Annotated in this window: 19 protein-coding genes; all 19 read right to left on the bottom strand. The window is 43.4% G+C overall.

The genetic code is table 11. From position 1 onward, the window contains the following. Positions 1–95: 95 nt before the first annotated feature. The 19 genes from trpS to GH808_RS05535 all read right to left on the bottom strand — a co-directional run bounded on the left by trpS (position 96) and on the right by GH808_RS05535 (position 18,306). The gene (trpS, locus tag GH808_RS05625) at positions 96–1,100 is read right to left on the bottom strand and encodes a tryptophan--tRNA ligase (RefSeq protein ID WP_186841800.1); all 1,005 of its coding nucleotides are present in this window, start codon (positions 1,098–1,100) and stop codon (positions 96–98) included. A gap of 89 nt (positions 1,101–1,189) precedes the next feature. Next, positions 1,190–2,008, bottom strand: a complete 819-nt coding sequence (gene murI / locus GH808_RS05620) for a glutamate racemase (RefSeq protein WP_207722263.1) — start codon at positions 2,006–2,008, stop codon at positions 1,190–1,192. 4 nt (positions 2,009–2,012) lie between these two features. Then, positions 2,013–2,606, bottom strand: coding sequence for a xanthine phosphoribosyltransferase (locus GH808_RS05615; protein ID WP_186841798.1), 594 nt, complete (start codon positions 2,604–2,606; stop codon positions 2,013–2,015). A 322-nt stretch (positions 2,607–2,928) separates the two neighbouring features. Next, positions 2,929–5,019 carry an elongation factor G gene (gene fusA, locus GH808_RS05610; protein ID WP_186841797.1) on the bottom strand — a complete coding sequence of 697 codons (2,091 nt, stop codon included), beginning with the start codon at positions 5,017–5,019 and terminating at the stop codon, positions 2,929–2,931. Between the two features lie 142 nt (positions 5,020–5,161). Further along, entirely contained in the window at positions 5,162–5,914 is a 753-nt protein-coding gene (locus GH808_RS05605; protein WP_186841796.1) for a SigB/SigF/SigG family RNA polymerase sigma factor, read from the bottom strand. Continuing rightward, positions 5,904–6,326, bottom strand: coding sequence for an ATP-binding protein (locus tag GH808_RS05600; protein ID WP_243166116.1), 423 nt, complete (start codon positions 6,324–6,326; stop codon positions 5,904–5,906). The genes GH808_RS05605 and GH808_RS05600 overlap by 11 nt, the downstream gene beginning before the upstream one ends. 10 nt (positions 6,327–6,336) lie before the next feature. Continuing rightward, positions 6,337–6,663 (bottom strand): STAS domain-containing protein, encoded by a 327-nt coding sequence (locus GH808_RS05595; protein ID WP_186841795.1) that lies wholly within the window; start codon positions 6,661–6,663, stop codon positions 6,337–6,339. Between the two features lie 140 nt (positions 6,664–6,803). Further along, entirely contained in the window at positions 6,804–7,160 is a 357-nt protein-coding gene (locus GH808_RS05590) for a DUF948 domain-containing protein (RefSeq protein ID WP_186841794.1), read from the bottom strand. A gap of 20 nt (positions 7,161–7,180) precedes the next feature. Continuing rightward, the gene (locus tag GH808_RS05585; protein WP_186841793.1) at positions 7,181–7,603 is read right to left on the bottom strand and encodes a YtxH domain-containing protein; all 423 of its coding nucleotides are present in this window, start codon (positions 7,601–7,603) and stop codon (positions 7,181–7,183) included. A 95-nt stretch (positions 7,604–7,698) separates the two neighbouring features. Further along, positions 7,699–7,962 (bottom strand): HPr family phosphocarrier protein, encoded by a 264-nt coding sequence (locus GH808_RS05580; protein ID WP_186841792.1) that lies wholly within the window; start codon positions 7,960–7,962, stop codon positions 7,699–7,701. 19 nt (positions 7,963–7,981) lie between these two features. Beyond that, entirely contained in the window at positions 7,982–9,718 is a 1,737-nt protein-coding gene (gene ptsP / locus GH808_RS05575) for a phosphoenolpyruvate--protein phosphotransferase (RefSeq protein WP_207722262.1), read from the bottom strand. A 294-nt stretch (positions 9,719–10,012) separates the two neighbouring features. Continuing rightward, the gene (recR, locus tag GH808_RS05570; RefSeq protein WP_186841791.1) at positions 10,013–10,612 is read right to left on the bottom strand and encodes a recombination mediator RecR; all 600 of its coding nucleotides are present in this window, start codon (positions 10,610–10,612) and stop codon (positions 10,013–10,015) included. An 8-nt stretch (positions 10,613–10,620) separates the two neighbouring features. Then, positions 10,621–10,965, bottom strand: coding sequence for a YbaB/EbfC family nucleoid-associated protein (locus tag GH808_RS05565; RefSeq protein ID WP_186841790.1), 345 nt, complete (start codon positions 10,963–10,965; stop codon positions 10,621–10,623). Between the two features lie 98 nt (positions 10,966–11,063). After that, on the bottom strand, positions 11,064–12,740 hold the full coding sequence (dnaX, locus tag GH808_RS05560; protein ID WP_186841789.1) for a DNA polymerase III subunit gamma/tau: 1,677 nt from the start codon (positions 12,738–12,740) through the stop codon (positions 11,064–11,066). Positions 12,741–12,886: 146 nt separating this feature from the next. Beyond that, the gene (locus GH808_RS05555; protein ID WP_186841788.1) at positions 12,887–13,822 is read right to left on the bottom strand and encodes a hypothetical protein; all 936 of its coding nucleotides are present in this window, start codon (positions 13,820–13,822) and stop codon (positions 12,887–12,889) included. A 141-nt stretch (positions 13,823–13,963) separates the two neighbouring features. Next, on the bottom strand, positions 13,964–14,512 hold the full coding sequence (locus GH808_RS05550) for a BMC domain-containing protein (protein ID WP_186841787.1): 549 nt from the start codon (positions 14,510–14,512) through the stop codon (positions 13,964–13,966). 63 nt (positions 14,513–14,575) lie between these two features. Then, positions 14,576–15,532, bottom strand: coding sequence for a DUF7973 family transport facilitator (locus tag GH808_RS05545; protein WP_186841786.1), 957 nt, complete (start codon positions 15,530–15,532; stop codon positions 14,576–14,578). A 24-nt stretch (positions 15,533–15,556) separates the two neighbouring features. Next, entirely contained in the window at positions 15,557–16,882 is a 1,326-nt protein-coding gene (locus GH808_RS05540) for a 4Fe-4S dicluster domain-containing protein (protein ID WP_186841785.1), read from the bottom strand. A gap of 14 nt (positions 16,883–16,896) precedes the next feature. After that, entirely contained in the window at positions 16,897–18,306 is a 1,410-nt protein-coding gene (locus tag GH808_RS05535; protein WP_186841784.1) for an aldehyde dehydrogenase family protein, read from the bottom strand. Between the last annotated feature and the right edge of the window lie 36 nt (positions 18,307–18,342).

Raw genomic sequence — 18,342 nt, 5'->3', positions numbered from 1 at the left:
ACAAATCGGCAGCGAAGCTCACGGTCGTTTTGTAAACGCTGCTTGTGCGATTCTAAAAAAATACCAGCCTTCTTTTGAAGAGCTGGTAGGTTGTGCTAAACTGTTACAAAGCCGACTTTTTTTCTGACCTTGGCCAGGGTTTTCCATGCCGCCATCGATGCTTTTTCTGCATGGGTGTGCATAATGCTGTTGAGGTAGTCTTTCTCCTTCAGCAGACGCTGATATTCCGTCTGGACCGGAATCAGGGATTCCGCCACCGCTTCGCCCACCGCCAGTTTGAAATCGCCATAGCCTTTGCCGGAGAATTCCTTTTCAATGTCGGCAAGGCTGCGGCCGGTGGCGCAGTTGTAGATTTCCATCAGGTTGGATACGCCCGGCTTTTCCTCACGGTCATGGCGGACCGCCATATCGGAATCCGTAATGGCACGTTTGAATTTCTTGACGATGGTTTTGGGGTCATCCAGTAACGAGATGAAGCCATTCACATTTTCGTCAGACTTGGACATTTTTTTCGTCGGATCCTGCAGGCTCATGATCCGGGCACCGGATTCGCCAAAATACGCCTCGGGAATTTTAAAGACATCGCCATACTGCTGATTAAAACGGGTTGCGATATCCCTTGCCAATTCGACATGCTGGCGCTGATCATTGCCCACCGGCACGAGATCCGTCTGATAAAGGAGGATGTCCGCTGCCATTAAAACCGGGTAATCAAAAAGGCCAACCCGGATATTTTCGCCCTGTTTTTTAGATTTATCTTTGAACTGCGTCATTCTGCTGAGTTCACCCATGTAGGTACAGCAGTTCAGAATCCATGTCAGTTCCGCGTGTTCCGGCACCATCGACTGAACATATAACGTCGACTTTTCCGGATCAATGCCCAGAGCCAGCAGCAGCGCCAACGATTCATAGGTACGTCTGCGCAAATCTGCCGGGTTTTGAGGCATCGTGATGGCATGCAGATCGACCACGCAAAAAATGCTCTGGTAGTCTTCCTGGAGCTTTACCCAATTTTTCATCGCGCCAAAATAATTTCCGATTGTAAAGGTTCCGGACGGCTGGATGCCGCTGTACACAATTTTTTTTGCTGGTGTTTCCATTTATTCTGTATTCTCCTTGTTTTAGGTAATTATGAAACTTTAAAAACGCAAACCGGCAGCGAAACTTACGGTAGTTTCGCAAATGCGTATTAAGATAATGTCAGCTCGGTCATTTTCAGCGAATCGCAGTTGAGCTCGAGTTCTGATATCATTCGCTCAAAAATGTCGTAGTCCGCCGTTGTCAGGATATTCGTGCTTCCCATTTCAGAGGATGCACCGGTATTGTAGTAATCAAATTCCTCCAGATGCTTGTTCAATTGCCGGACCAGCCCGTTGGCCGGATTGATCAGCATCAGTTCCGGATACATCTGCCGAATTGTGCCTGCTACGATGGGAAAATGAGTGCATCCCAGCAAAAGCTCCTCGATGACGACATCCCTTTTTATTCCTTCCAGAAGAATGGGTTCCACGGCTTCCCGAATATTATTCTTTAATACTTTCAAATTTCCATTCGCCTCGTTGATGACTTTTCCGAGTGTGCTGGTTCCCTGAGCGATATACTTCACTTCGTTTGTCCAAAGCGCCATTTCCCGTTCATAGCCGCTGTTATTGACCGTCGCGTTCGTCGCAATCAGACCAACAAGCCCTCTTTTTCGCCAGTTCAGTGTTTCCTGAACACCGGCTTCGATCACGCTGAACAGTGGCACCCTGGATGTGAGTTCCGAGATTAAAGACGAAATGGTATTGCAGGCCAGCACCACCGCTTTTACGCCTCTGTTTTCCAGATCGCTGATGATCGCATTGGCTAAATAAATAATTTCGTCATTTTCCCGGTCGCCGTATGGCATGCGCATGGAATCGCCAAAATAAAGATAGTTTTCTGTCGGCAGACGATCCTGCAGCTCTTTTAAAACGGTGAATCCACCAATTCCTGAGTCAATGACGCCTATTGGTCCATTTCTATCCATGTATTCACTTCTTTTCTGATTGGGCACGAAATATGACGCCTTCTTCTTCACTCATCGCATCGACAATGGCCAGAGATTCGAGTGCGATTCCCTGTTCCCGCAGCAACGCACCACCATCCTGGAAGCCCTTTTCGATCGCAATGCCGACGCCAACCAAGGTGGCTCCGGCCTGATTGACCATGTCAATCAAGGCTTCCACGGCTTTCCCGTTGGCGAGAAAATCATCGATGATCAGGATGCGATCATCTTTGTCTAAATATTTTTTTGAAACCATAATTTTATAGGCCTGCTGCTTGGTATAGGAATAAACATCACTGGAATAAATCTCCTGATCCAGATTGAGTGAAACGTATTTTTTTCCAAAAACCACCGGACAATAGTCAAAATATCTGGCTGTACTGGTTGCAATGGCAATCCCTGATGACTCAATCGTCAGGATTTTATTGACTCCCTCTCCGGCAAAGCGTTTGGCAAAGGCTTTTCCCATTTCTTCAAATAAGGCCACATCCAACTGGTGATTCAGAAAAGAATCAACTTTCAGGATCCCCTCGCCTTTAACCTGACCTTCTTTTCTAATTTTTTCTTCTAATAATTCCATTCATAGCTCCTTCATAACCTGATCGAATTATTATAACATAATCCAAAGCTTTTTGAATAAAAATTTCTCCAGTTCTTAATAATCGTCCCTGATCGGATGGCAAAACCTCAGTCTGAATAAAAAAGTGTCCGGGTTTTTGACAAACCCGGACACGTATCATGCCTCTGTTTAAGATTGTTAAACAAACCCCGTACCGACCAATTGTTAATCAGTTGTCTGCTGCAAGATCGGACACTCTTCGAGATGTCCGCCTTGATGCAGCCAACACGATGTAACAATTGTCGGTACTACGTTAGCACTTTGTCTACAGTCTACACTATCCCTACGACTGTTTCTGTTCTTTTTCTTTTTGGGCGTCGGCAATGACTTTCTCGGCCGTGGGAATTGGCGCTTCTTCGTAACGTACAAATTCCATCGAGAATTCACCTCGGGCCTGTGTCATTGATCGCAGTTCTGTTGCATACTTGAACATTTCCGACAATGGTGCTTCGGCCAGAATTCGCTGTTTGTTGCCGGATGCCGGTTCCATCCCCATAATGCGGCCGCGTTTTTTGTTTAAATCACCCATAATGTCACCCATGTACTCTTCCGGGATGACGATATCAATGTGATAAATCGGTTCAAGCAGAACGGGTGCCGCATCTTTCATGCCTTTTCGGTAAGCCTGGGTTGCAGCCATTTTGAAGGACATTTCATCCGAGTCGACGGCATGATAGGAACCATCGTAAAGCGTGGCTCTTACGCCAGTAACCGGATAACCCGCCAGGACGCCTTCCTGCATGCAGCCTTCAAGGCCTTTTTCGACAGCCGGTATGAAGTTTCTCGGAACGGCTCCGCCGACGACTTTGTCTACAAATTCGAAGGGTGCATTCTGCGATTCACCGGGTTCAAAGGTAATCCATACATGTCCGAACTGACCGCTGCCACCGGATTGCTTTTTATGCTTGCCTTCCGCTGTCGCTTTCTTTTTAATGGTTTCACGGTACGGCACTTTCATGTCGACCAGGTTGACCGCTACCCCGAATTTCTGTTTCAGTTTCTGAGAAATGATTTCCAGATGCATTTCACCTAGGCCTGAAATCAGGGTTTGTTTGGTTTCGTTGTTACGCCCAAAAGTCATTGTCGGATCTTCTTCAACCAAGCGGTGCAGACCCGTTGACAGTTTGTCGATATCGGCCTTTGTTTTTGGTTCAATCGCCATTGAAATGATCGGCTTGGGAAATTCAATTTTATCGTAAACAATGGGGTTTTTGACGCTGCACAGCGTATCTCCGGTAATCGTACTGCCTAATTTGGAAAACGCTCCGATATCGCCGGATTCCAGTTTTTCAACTTCAATTTGTTTGTTGCCTCTGAGCACATAGATGTGGTTGGTCTTTTCCTTGATTTCCTGTGTTGAATTGTATATTTCAACGGAATGATCCAGAACGCCGGACATTACTTTGAAAACCGACAGTTTTCCCACAAATGGATCCGCGACGGTCTTGAATACCAATGCCGAAAACGGTTCTTTATTACTGCATTTTCTTTCGATTTCTTTTTTATCCCGGGGATCTTTGCCGATTTCGAATTTTCCCTTGCCCGGCGAAGGAAGATATTCAATGATCATGTTTTCAAGGGTTTCGACGCCGATATTCAACGTTGCTGAGGTGCATAACACTGGTATTAATTCACCGTTGTCAATCCCCAGGCGAATGCCGGTATGGATTTCATTCTGAGTCAGCTCTTCGCCCTCGAAATATTTTTCCATCAGGTCTTCACTGGTCTGAGCAACCGATTCCATAATCATATCCCGGTATGGTTCAAGCTCCGCTTTCATCTCGTCAGGAACCGATACATCAAAACAACGGTTTTCTTTTCTTTCGCTACCGGTCATATCAATGATGTTGATCACGCCGCGCATTTGTTCTGCCTCACCCATCGGCAATTCAAACGGCACGACTTTGTTGCCAAAGGTCTCTTTCAGTTCGTCCATCACCTTGGCAAAGGCGGCATTTTCCCGGTCCATCTTGTTGACAACAATAAATGCCGGTATATTCGCTTTTTCCAGTAATTCAATCGCCTTTTCGGTTCCAACCTGGACGCCCGAAAGCGCATCGATTACGATCACAACGGCATCCGCTATGCGAAGGGCCGCGTACGCATCCCCAATAAAATCAAAATAACCAGGCACATCAATAAGATTGATCTTATGTCCACCAAATTCTAAAGGAATAATAGATGATGAAATTGAGAACTTTCGTCTCTTTTCTTCTGGATCAAAGTCCGATAGGGTATTTCCCTCGTCAATTCTTCCGATACGATCAACGGCACCGGCATTAAATGCCAATGCTTCAGTCAAGGTTGTTTTACCGCTCCCACCGTGACCTAATATAAGAATGTTACGGATGTTCCTTGTTGGATACGTTTTCATGCTGTTTCCCCCTCGCTTATTTTTGCCAATGATTTATATTGGTTTTTTATAGATACTGGTATTTTATAATATTTCAGAGAAATAATCCACCAGAAATTTATAAAACTGCATCCTTTCGTACTTTTATTTCAATGACAGTTGTTTACAAATCTTCTTTGATCTTTTTCATGATTCTTTTTTCGATCCGGGATACCGTCATTTGTGATTTATTGATGTATTCAGCCACTTCTTTTTGGGTCTTGCCCTGAAAAAAGCGCTGTTCTACAATAATTCTCTCCACAGGATTGAGAGACTGTATTTTTTTCTTCAGCAGATCGATATTTTCCACGTTTTCGATATTGTTATCGGTATTGCCCAGGATGTCCATCAAGCTAACTTCCTGACCATCCTGGTTGCTTTCATACTCCATTGAAAGCGATTTCGGATAATAGGCATTGCTGCTCTCCATCGCCTTGATAACGTTCTCTTCCGGTATCTCAAGATAGTTGGCAATTTCTGTAATCGTCGGCGAACGCATGAGTTTATGCTCCAGCATCGTCCGGGTCTGATTAATCTCCCGATTCAGGTCCTGGATCTTTCGCGGGATTCTTATCAACCACTCGCGATCACGATAATAACGTTTGATTTCACCGATAATTGTCGGTGTCGCAAAGGTATCGAATTCATAACCCCGACTGACATCAAAACGTTCGACAGCGTACATTAAGCCCAGGCAGGCGACCTGAAAAATGTCCTCATTATCACCGCTTTTATGTCCATACTTTCGCGAAAGTATCTTGGGGATGTAGAGATAGTTTTCAATTAGCAGATCCCGTAGTTCCCGATCTCTGCTTTGTTCATACTCAATAAATAACTGCTTGACGTCTTCCTTGCTGATCTTACGTTCATATTTCATTAGTTGTCGATAGGTTCTTAATCATGGTAATGGAGGTTCCTGCTCCCCTCTCACTCACTATTTCAACTTTATCCATCAGTGATTTGATGATAAAAAGACCAAAACCACTGATTTGTTTGCCGTTCAGATCGGGTTCATTCACAGCTTCCGGCTCGAAACCCACACCTTTATCGGTCACGATAAAGACCAGTTTTTCATTTTCAACGAGATAGGTCAAATCATAGGTCGTATCTGATTTATTCAAGCTGTGATTCAAGGCATTTGTGCAAGCTTCAGATACCGCAACTTTAAGATCTTCCACATCACCGACAGAAAAGCCCATATTGTTGGCTACCGACGCGATTGTAAGACGTGCGAGGCTTACATATTCTGGTTTTGTCGGCAGTGTCAGTTTAATACTATCCATTCTCATTCCCCTTCTCCTATTGTTGGTTTATCGGGTTTTCAATGATATCAATGATTTTATCAACGCCGGTGATGTTCAACAGTTTTTTGATATTGGGGCGCGGGTTCATCATGATAATTTTCTGACCCATGTCTTTTGCTTTATTTCTCAATTCAATCAGAACTCCCATCCCCGTGCTGTCCATGTAGGATAGATCCGTGCAGTCTAAAATGATTTCAGATGCCTGTGTTCTAATTTTATCTTCAATCGATTCTCTGAACTTTCCAATAGAGTAAATGTCAACTTCACCTTTTAAATTGATCAGGGTTGCTTGTTCCATTACTTTTATGTTTTTTTTATCCATAAAAAACTCCATTCCTAAATAATTCACAAGAAAACGCATGCACTTTTCTCGTGATCCGTTCGCGCCACCTATGCATCTAATTTGAAACTAGGCCCAATGAGGGCAACTACCATCATTGGGCCCAGATTGTCAATCACAGCCTATATTGTATCTTTTTTACTTTTTTTCTGAAAAATGCCTAAGCCTTTTTTGAGTACCGATGCCGCTTTTACAACCGGATCAATCACGTCCTGTTTGATCATGTTTACCGATGCTTCAACGTCATCTACCATACCGCTAGCCGTTTCAACCATATGAGCTGAAGACTTGGTAATATCATCCGAATTTTCCATGATACTGCGAAGCGCCAAACGGTTGTCTTCCATTAGTTTTGTGGTAATGTCAAAGGTCATTGCGATACTTTTAAACATCTTCACTAAATAAATATTCGCGACCACAAAAGCAATTGCCACTAAGAATATCGCCAATTCCCACAAGCTGAAATTTAATGTAATCATTTATGTTTTCCTATTTATCCTTACTCTGCCGCGTTTTTGATCGCTTCAATTTTTGCATCCCGTTCGCTGTCTTCTTTTGTGATCACTTTAGCACCGCCAGTCGATTCGCTTTCTTCTTTTTCAAGCGCCTCCAGCTCTTCATTTAAATCCGCAATATCCTGTTCAACTTCATCCTGAATTTCCTGGATTTTATTTTCGATCTGGTTTTTGTATTCATTGACACGTTCAGTAAACTGTTCCTGCATATCCTGGAATTGTTCTTTGAGGTTTTCACCATATTCTACGGCTTGATCATAAGCATTCCCCAGCATTTCTTCTGAGCCTTCCGCTAATTTTTTACGCGTTTCCATGCCTGATGAAGGGGCTAATAATACACCCAGAGTGCCACCGATGATGGTTCCTAGAAAAAGTCCACCAACAAAATATAATTTGTTACTGCTCATTTTTATTCCTCCATTTTTCATTGTGATATTGAGTACATTTTACCCTAAAAAGCCTCTAATTAATAGCATTTTATTTATTTTTTCTTTACCTGCAACTATTCTCCAAATTTATCATTAATCAGTTGCACTAATGCATCCACTGCTTCAGCCTCATCGTCACCTTCAGCCTGAATCTCGATCGTCGTTCCCTGGGCGATTCCGCCGGCCATAATTCCCATAATGCTTTTGGCATTGATTGAATTGCCATCTTTCACGACAAAAATCTTTGATTTGAATTTTCCAGCTGTTTGCACAAACATGGAAGCCGGTCGGGCATGCAAACCGGTAACATTTAAAACTGTAGCTTCTTTCTTGATCATCTTATTTCCTCCTAGTAATTTATTTAATATCGATATTCAATTTTTTCATTTCTGCCAGCATATAATCCAATACTTCTTCACCTGTTTCCAGATTCATCGCTGTTTCAGCGATGACTTTGGCATCTTCATAGCGAACGCTGCGAATGATTTTTTTTATCTGGGGAATGGAAAATGCGCTCATACTGAATTCGTCAAGTCCCAGTCCCAGCAGTAAAATTGTCGCCGCCGGATCGCCGGCCATTTCACCGCACATCCCGGTAAATAAACCGGTTTGCGGTGCCGTGACTTTTGTCACCAGTTTAATCAGACGCAGAATGCCGGGATTGAAGGTATCGTATAAATAGGATACCTCCTGGTTCATCCGATCGACGGCAAGGGCATATTGACATAGGTCATTGGTGCCGATGCTGAAAAAGTCCACTTCTTTTGCAATAATATCTGCCGTCATGGCGGCTGCCGGTATCTCGATCATGACCCCGATTTTAATGTGTTTATCATATAAAATGCCGGCTTCGTCCAATTCCTGCATGCATTCTGAGACCATTGCCTTTGCCTGTCTGACTTCTGTGACCGAAGATATCATCGGAAACATGATATAAGCATGCCCATAAACACTTGCTCTTAAAATCGCCCGCAGCTGAATTTTGAACAGCTCCACCTCTTTAAAACAAAGACGGATTGCGCGTAGCCCCAGAAAGGGGTTCATCTCATCATCCAGGGATAAATACGGCAGTTTTTTATCGCCACCGATATCCAGTGTCCGAATGATCACCGGACCATCGGGGAATGCCTCCAGGACAGAGCGATAGGCGGCCAGCTGCTTTTCTTCCCCGGGCATGGTATCGCTGTTCATGTATAAAAACTCGGTCCGATAGAGACCAACACCGACTCCGCCGTTGTGCAACACACCAGCAACATCATTGGGTTCTCCGATATTTCCAACCAGCTCTACCTTATGTCCGTCAAGCGTAATCGCCTCAAGATCTTTCAGTTCTTCCAGTTCCTTCAGATAGGCAAGGTATTTCCGGTTCTCTTGCGCATAGTTTTCCAGCTGTCCGTGATCGGGATTGATGATCACCTTACCGTTTAGCCCATCCACGACAATGGTATCTCCTGTTTTTACTGTTGTTGTGATATCCCCCAGACCGAGAACGGCGGGAATTTCCATACTTCTTGCCATGATGGCCGTATGTGATGTTCGACTCCCGACATTGGTGGCAAAACCCTTGACCCGATTTTTATCCATCTGAGCTGTATCCGATGGGGTCAGATCATCGGCAATGATGATCACATCCTCTTCAAGTTGGGATAAATCGGACTGCACGATTCCGAGAATGTTCAGCAGCACGCGATTTCCAACATCTTTGATATCGGCTGCTCTGGCACTGAAATAGGGATCATCCATTTGATCAAAAATCAGATAAAACCGATCGGTCACCAGTTTTACCGCATAATCTGCACCCCATTGATTTTCATTAATTTCCGCTTCGACGCCGTCGACAAACTCGGGGTCTTCCAGAACCATGATATGGGCTCCGAAAATAGCCGCTTCTTCTTCGCCAAGCTCACGAATGGCTTTTGCCTGGATGGCTTCTATTTGCTTGCGACTTTCCGTTATCGCTCCCTGAAATTTTTCAATCTCGCTTTGCGTATCATCGACTTTGCCATGATTGACTTCCATCACGCATTTTTCGTACACATGCGCGGTTGCAATCGCAATTCCCGGTGACGCATTAATTCCTTCTTTAATAAACATCTTTCAACGCTCCTTTTGTAAGGTTTTAAGTAATTGCAAAACTCATCAGCACCGAACAATTGTTGCTTTGTGATTAGTTTCCACAAACAATTTTGTAACGTGTAGGCGAACAGTCGCTAGACTGTCCGCTGTACAGTGTAAAAAATTCGCGAAGGCAACGAGCCAATCACAAGCTTGCTTGTAGTTGGCGACTGCCCGCGACCTTGAAGAAATTCGCGTAGCGATTTCTTCTGGTGTTTCGTGCGAAACTGATTGCAAAGCATACGGCACTTTTGCAATCATCTGATAAAGTTTTTATATCTTGCTTCTTCCTTCAAAGGCTTTAATCAATGTAATTTCATCTGTATATTCCAAATCTGCTCCGATGGGGATTCCTTTGGCGAGTCGCGTCACTGTTACTCCTAACGGGCTGATCAGATTACCTAAATACATGGCTGTCGCTTCGCCTTCGACGGTTGCGTTTGTTGCCATTATTACTTCTTTAATATCATTTTCGCCAATGCGTAACAAAAGTTCTCTTGCCTTGATGTCCTGGGGACCAATGCCATCTAAAGGAGAAATTGCTCCATGCAGTACATGATAAAGACCGTTGTACTCCCGCGTCTTCTCAATGGCAAAGATATCCCGACTGTTTTGCACGACGCAAATCGTCTGCTGGTCACGCTTGGGATTTTCACAAATATCACAGATCTCTTTATCCGTAATATTGAAACATTTTTTGCATAAAACAATTTTTTCTTTTGCCGATACCAGTGCAGTTGATAGGCTGTTGATGTCTTCGTCCGATAGATTGATGATATGAAAAGCCAGTCTCTGAGCTGTTTTTTCGCCGATACCCGGCAGCTTTCCCAGTTCAAGAACCAACCGTTCCAGGGTTTTTGGATAATAACCCATTCACAAACCTACATCAGACCCGGAATGTTCATACCGCCGGTGATTTTTCCCATCTCTGAATTGACCATTTCCTCAGCCTTTGTCATCGCTTCGTTGACCGCTGCCAAAATGAGATCTTCAAGCATTTCAATATCATCCTCATCGATAACTTCGGGATCAATTTTGATTGATTTTATGATCTTCTTTCCGGTTGCAACCACTTTCACAGCACTGCCGCCGGCAGTTGCTTCAACCTCTCTTTCTTCCAGCTCACTTTGTAGTCTTTCCATATCTTGCTGCATTTTCTGCACTTGTTTCATCATGTTGTTCATATTTCCGCCGCCCATTCCACCGGGCATTTTTCGTTTAGCCATTATATCCTCCTGAGTTCTCTTTCTTATCTTAATAACGTGACTATTATAACATTAAAACATAAGCGATATCACTATCTTTTTTTGCCTGATTTCTCTTTTCATGATTCATCTTTAATAATCTTGACCGCATCATCATTTACAATGCGCCGCGTTTTTTCAATCAAATCCAGTTCGTTGAAATTATCTTCTTCAAGTTTTATAGCAACCGTGATTTTTCGCCCCGCCGCTTGGGACAGAATGGTTTCGAAACTTTCCACCAGTTCCGGCTTGTTGACAAACTGGAAGAAATTCCTGTTTTCTGTTGAATAGACAATATCCAGGTGATCGTCACTTTGCAGTGACGGCTCGCCCCGTTTTAAAAACATAGCCTGTCCTGAATTGGTCGCGCCAATGGCATCACATAATTTCTTGAACAACCGCATCTCATCATGTTTCGTTGTATTATTTGAGGGCGTCTCTTTTTCTTGCTTGGGATCTTGTTGATCCATTTTTGGCGATGCCTTCGCCGTTGTATGCTGGCTGTCGGTAGTCTCTGGTATCGTTGGTCTTTGTCTGGTTGTGACGGCCTTTTCTTGGGCTGGAGGATCAGTTTTTGAAGTAGACGTTTGGTTTTGCTCTGCGATATTCAGTTCTTTCCTGGGCTTGGGCGACTTCTTTTGTATTTCCAGCCTGACTGGTTCATCTTCCAGACATAAACGCAGCAATGCCATCTCGACGATGATCCCTTGCAGACTGCTGTATTTCAATTTGTTTTTTTCTTCAATCAGTTGGGTAATCATCTGATAAAGCTTGTCAAATGTCATCTGGTCAGCAAGCTCTTGATACGCCTGAAAATCTTCGGCAGTACAAATCAGAATATCTTTTGCCGTTTCCCTAGCTGTTTTGGTAATCAATATCCCTCTGAGATACTCGATCAGTTGATCCATTAACAATAAGCTGTCTTTCCCATGGCTGACCAATTCTCTGAGCGACAACAGTACCCCGCTGCTGTCTCCCTTGATGATTTTTTGAACGAGATCGTAAATATTCGTTTTATCTGCCATCCCGGTAAATGCCAGTAACTCTTCAAAGGCAACATGTCCTTCGCTGTCTTTTAAATCGACGATCTGATCCAACAAACTGAGTGCATCACGCATCGAATTCTCACCCCGTGTTGCGACAAAATCATAGCTCTGTTCGCTCATTGTCACGCCGAGATCCTTGCAGATTTTTTTCATTTGTCCGATAATCAGTTCTTTGGGGATCGGTCGTATTTCGTAGCGTTGGCATCGCGACAGAATGGTGGTTGGGCATTTACCCGGTTCCGTCGTTGCCAGGATGAACACGGCATGTTCCGGTGGTTCCTCAAGGGTTTTCAGCAGCGCATTGAATGCTTCTTTCGTTAACATATGCACTTCATCGATAATATAGACTTTGTATTTTCCAATCGTTGGTGGATACTTGATTTTTTCGCGTATTTCCCGTATCTCGTCAACGCCGCGATTGGAGGCACCATCAATTTCGATGATATCCATCACGCCGGGTCGATCAATTTTCAGGCAGACTTCGCATTGATTGCAGGGATTTCCATCAATACCATTCGGGCAGTTAATTGCTTTTGCGAATATTTTTGCCAGTGATGTTTTTCCTGTGCCTCGTATCCCTGAAAAAAGATAGGCATGCCCGACACGGTTGTATTGAATTTGATTTTTTAGTATTCGCGTTATGCTATCCTGTCCCACAACTTCATCAAAAGTTTGCGGGCGATATTTTCGATAAAGTGCTAAATATGCCATAATCTCCTCTTTTTCTTATCTTACTTTTATTTTAATTATATTACAATCGCTTTTATTTGTATAGCTCGTCAATTAAAAAGAAGCTCCCGATTTTACTGGGAACTTCTAACTTTTTATGATTTATGTTAGCTTTTTCAGCCAACACTTTACATCAGATAGAAAGGCAGTTCTTTTTCTTTTTTTGCTTTTAAAGCGCGGTTTTTTTCGTCCTGTTCTTTTTGACGCTTCTGAGCCAGTTCTTCGCGGATCTTCTTTTCTGTTGCAAGGGCTCTTTCATTTGCTCTGACGGTCATTTCCTGCAGTTCTGCTGCTTTTCTTTTCAGTTCATTTCTTCGCTGTTCTTCGGCTTCTGCCTTCGTTTTCGCTTCCGCCGCTGCTTTGGCTTTGTCTTTGGCTTTGGCTTTGGCTTTGGCTTTTGCCTTCGCTTTGGCCTCTGCCTCGGCTTTCGCTTTGGCTTCCGCCTCTGCTTTCGCTTTGACTTCTGCTTCTGCCTTCGCTTGAGCCTCTGCCTCTACTTTTGCTTTGGCTTCTGCCTCTGCTTTCGCTTTGACTTCCGCTTCTGCCTTCGCTTTGGCTTCCGCTTCTGCTTTCGCTTTGGCTTCTGACTCTGCTTTCGCTTGAGCCTCTGCCTCTGCTTTCGCTTGAGCCTCTGCCTCTGCTTTCGCTTTGGCTTCTGCCTCCGTTTTCGCTTGGGCTTCTGCTAAAGCTTCTGCCTTCGCTTTGGCCTCTGCCTCTGCTTTGTCTTTGGCTTCTGCTTTTGCTTTAACTTCCGCCTCTGCTTTCGCTTTGGCCTTAGCATCTGCCTTTGCTTTCGCTTCCGCTTTAGCCTTTGTTTTGGCTGCTTCCGCTGCTTCTTTTGCTATTCTATCTTCTTCATGATCTTGTTCTGGTTTTGAATCGTTGTCAATGGTTGTTTCAGACTTTTCATCATATGCTTTGAAAGTATTTCCAACTCGCTTCAGAAAATCATCGAATTTACCCACTTCTTCATTCCCCACTTCACTAGAATTCACTGTTTCCGAACTTGTCTTTACCGTTGAGTCTTTTATTAATTGTGATTTAGGTTTGCTTTTTCTAGCCATGACAACCTCCTTTTCTACATTTTTTCAGTTCTATTTTTTATAAGTGGCCTTGGTTCATTTATAAAAAATAGAAATTTGGTGTATAAAAAACAAATGACCGAAGCCATTTGTTTTTTCATACTTTTTATTTGTTATCTTTTGTTAAAAAATGATTTTTCTTATATCCTTGTGAGGAGAGGCAATAACCGAATAACTTGTAATGAGGTTCGATTCTGCCATTTCATTTTTAGCCGTCTGAATGGCTGATTTAACAGAAGATATTTCGCCAGTGATTAATACAAAGCCTTTACCACCCAAGCCTCTAGCAATTCGAATTTCAATGAGCTCGACATTTGCGGCTTTCGCACAAATATCAGCTACTAAAATTGAAGAGATTGCATTAATCGTTTCAACAATACCCAATGATTTCACGTCTCCGATTTCGCCAGCACCTAACATCGCCGGTAAAACATCGTCATGAATATTTGGTATTACGTAAGCTTCCAGCACATAAATGCCACCTATATGCTCTCCATTTTTTATTGACGCTTCAACAGCTCCCACATCTCCAGCGATAATACTGACGTACTTTCCTGGACAAAGGGGTGATGCCATCAGCAGCTCAACATTTCCGGATTTCAGCATTTCATCAGTGGCTTCTATGCCAACTGGAATACTCTTAAATTCCATAAAACCAACTGCTTTTTTCAAAATACCACTTCTTTCTATACTGTGAATGAATTCATGTTTTTGCTAACAAATAACACGATTTATTTATGCAACAAAAATCAATCCAGCTAAAATTGTTAAGTTGATAAATTGCATAACAAAGATTGTACAAGCTGGAGGGTCGATGTGTGTATCTGCATGACTGTTGAAAGTTCTTAAGCAGAAATCACCAAACCACATTGTGAACATACCTGTTATTGCGCCACCGATAATAGCAGCAACTGGACTTAAGGTAGCCGTAAAGATGATAACAGCAGTTGAAGCAGCCGGATAACCGACATGGTGCCAGCATTCAAATGCAAATCCCATTGGGATCATCATCAAACTCATCGCAGCAAGACCGAAGAAAATGGTTGGTGCCATATTAAACAGGTATAATGCTTCATCGGATCCGCCAAAACCAAGCGTTCCTAAAGCAGAAACAACGCCACCACTTAAAAGACCAAGGCCAAGACCCATAACAAGTACAAATGTCAAACGTTGACCTTTGGCAACGTAGTCTCTTGATTCTCCGGCCGGTGTTTTGCCTGTAAGACCAGTTTTTCCAAATACTAAACGAGTGATAATTGCAGAAAGTACTACTGTGAACCCAACGGTATCAGTCCAACCAGCAGCTCCAGTTCCCAGAATACCAGTGAAAATAACTGGTCCAAGAAGAGCTGAAACAACGTATTGAATGATAAATCCGATCATACCAAAGATACCACCAACGATTAATACCATCGGATCACCAGTTTTACAAAGTGGTGTCACGATATCCTGACCATCTTCAATATGATTTCTTGTTTTTGCAAAAGCTGCAGCGGCGACGCCACCGGCAAATGCAACGTGCGGTCCAAAAACAGGGCCGAAAGCAAAAAGACCAATAGCTGGTGCGCCAGCTAGTCCACCGAATATAGCAGCGAAAGCTACGATACCACAGAATATGAATGAGTTTAACCCACCTACCATTGTAGCCAGAAGGCCACCACCAAATGCGGCGATTAATAAAGAAAAGTCCATAATTATCCCCCTTTAAAATATGATTCAGGACTCGATGGTGATTTTTTCACCATCCACGGCAATTACCTTGCCGCTAATACTTGCAAAAACTTTCGAGCTCAGTTTCCCGTCTGGAATATCCCCGACGAGTTGTCCTCTTTCAACTTGATCTCCAACCTTCACCACTGCCATTGCCGGAGCACCTATATGTTGTGACAATAATAGGTTGACCTTGGTGAATGTTTTGTCCGTTTCAACCATCGGGGTCGGAAGATCATACTTCGTCAGTCCCAATCGTGATATTAAACGGTGAACATCCATCTGTTTGCCTTCTCTAAATGATTCGGCAGCGGTCGGAGCATTGTGATGAGGATTTTTTATCCCTTTGCTTCCAAGTTCTTGTTTCAGCATGGTATTGAACTTCCAAGGTTGTAGGTCCATTACACATGCATATTGACATAAGCCACATGCACAGCATAGAAAAGCGTTTGTGGCTTGGGTGGTCGTATCACAGGTTGAACCATATGCGGCAATACGCATCAGCTTGTGCGGTTGCAAATCATGTCCCAATGCGTATCTAGGGCACAATTCGGTACAGTAATTACACTGCATGCAGGCCATTGCTGCCATCTTTACGGTTTCATGAATCGACTTTGTTTTGGAAAGAATCAAAGGATGATCCTTTGCCAATACAATCAGTCCTTTTGTCGTTTTGGTAATCGTGGATTCGAGATCGACAATTTTTCCCATCATCGGTCCGCCATTAATAACAACGTAATCATCAATGGTTGTACCGCCTGCTAATTCCAAAGCTTCGCGAACCGTTATGCCCAAAGGCACTTTTGTTGTGATCTTATTTTTGACCTCACCTGTTAGCGTCAAATAGGTATCCATAACAGGTATATTGTTTACCATTATATCATAAATGTTCAACAGAGTCTCTACATTTATAACCAATGCTCCGACATTTAACGGAATTCCACCTTCCGGTACGATTCTTTTTGTCGTTTCATAAACAAGAACCTGTTCGTCTCCCGCGGGATAGAAATTCTTTAGGACATGTGTTCTTATTCCGGGAAATGCCGGCAATTCTTTGTCTAATGACTCAATTGCTGATTTGTATTTCTTTTTTAGGCCAATAATGCCTTCTTTTGCTTGTGTGTGATCCATAACGGCTCGGAGAGCTGTTAAGATCTTAACAGTCTCCTGTGCCATCAATTGTTGATCAACGCGCAATAATGGTTCGCATTCTGCACAATTGACAACGACCGTGTCAACCGTGCAATTAAGTTTGACCTGGGTAGGAAACCCCGCCCCACCGGCACCAACGATGCCGGCGTTTTGTACCAATTCAATTAAATTTGCGCTCATGAACAACACCTCGATTATTTAATATCAAATCCTCCCACTAATACACATCTTCTTTTGCGAGTAAATGTCTTAGCAGACGTCAGACCTTCACCGGTTGGTCCGGCAATCGTAAAGGTCGTATGACCTTCACCACCAACGCCGATACCTGCAAATGATGGACCATTTTTAACAAATATTGTGGTTTGAATTCTTTTCGCCATTTCAGTTAAGTTATTAACATTCGTTGAATGCATGATGGCTGTGTGTCGGTTACCATGTTCCAGGTTTACCGCAACGTCGATGCCTTCGCTGATATCTTTAACACGAACAACTGGAAGAATCGGCATCATCAGTTCTTCGACTGCAAAAAGATGATCTTTGCTGGTTTCCATCATGATGACACGAACTGAAGGATCCGCATCAATGCCAATTGCCTTTAGAATTGTAATCGCATCGCGACCTACAAAATCACGGCTTAGACGTCCATCAGGGTACACGGTCGCTGCCAGTTCTTCAATCTTTTTAGGATCCTTTAATTCATAGGCGCCATTCTTTTTCATGTTAAACATCAGATAATCAGCTACCTGGTCAACAACAACTACTTCTTTTTCAGCAATACATGGCAGGTTGTTGTCAAAACAGCATCCGTCAACAATGTCTTTAGCTGCTTTTTCAATATCCGCTGTTTCGTCAACCAGTGCGGGTGGATTTCCAGCGCCGGCGCCGATTCCTTTTTTGCCGCTCTGCAGTACCGCTTTTACGACTCCTGGGCCGCCGGTTGCACAGAGCATATTGATCTGGGGACTCGAAAATACCAGATTGGCACTTTCAAGCGATGGTTCAGCGGTTGTAACGATCAGGTTTTCTGGTCCGCCGGCTTCAATAATCGCTTTGTTTAACAGTTTTACACATAAAGCGTTTGTTTTTTTAGCACTTGGATGGGGCGCAAACACGACCGTATTTCCGCCAGCCAGCATCCCGATTGAATTACAGATGACGGTTTCACTGGGGTTGGTTGAAGGTGTTGAAGCTCCAATAACGCCAAATGGTGACTGCTCAATTAAAGTCAAGCCTTCATCTCCGGTCCATGCTTCGGCAACAAGATCTTCAACACCAGGTGTCTTTTTTACTGCCAGTTCATGTTTGATCAATTTGTGTTCATATTTGCCCATGCCGGTTTCTTCAACAGCCATGCGGCAGATGGTTTCCATGTTTTCTTTTTTGAGCATTTCCGCTCTCATGGCGGCAATCATTTTGCGTCGGAATGCCAGCGTTTCACGCATATAGGACTTTTGAGCAATTTGAGCTGCATCGATAGCATTCTGCATATCGTCGAATACACCCAACTCACCGTCTTTTAACGCTTTACCGCTTTCTTCTGCGCCATCAATTTCTGCCATTACTTTTTTTACAATATATTCAATACCTGTGGTATCAATATTCATACGAGGTACCTCCTGGATCAAGTTAATTTTTTGTCT

It is taken from the genome of Acetobacterium fimetarium, from assembly GCF_014284475.1.
Taxonomy (GTDB): Bacteria; Bacillota; Clostridia; order Eubacteriales; family Eubacteriaceae; genus Acetobacterium; species Acetobacterium fimetarium.
The sequence above is the reverse complement of the archived record's forward strand: the minus strand, read 5'-3'. Positions and strand labels throughout refer to the sequence as shown.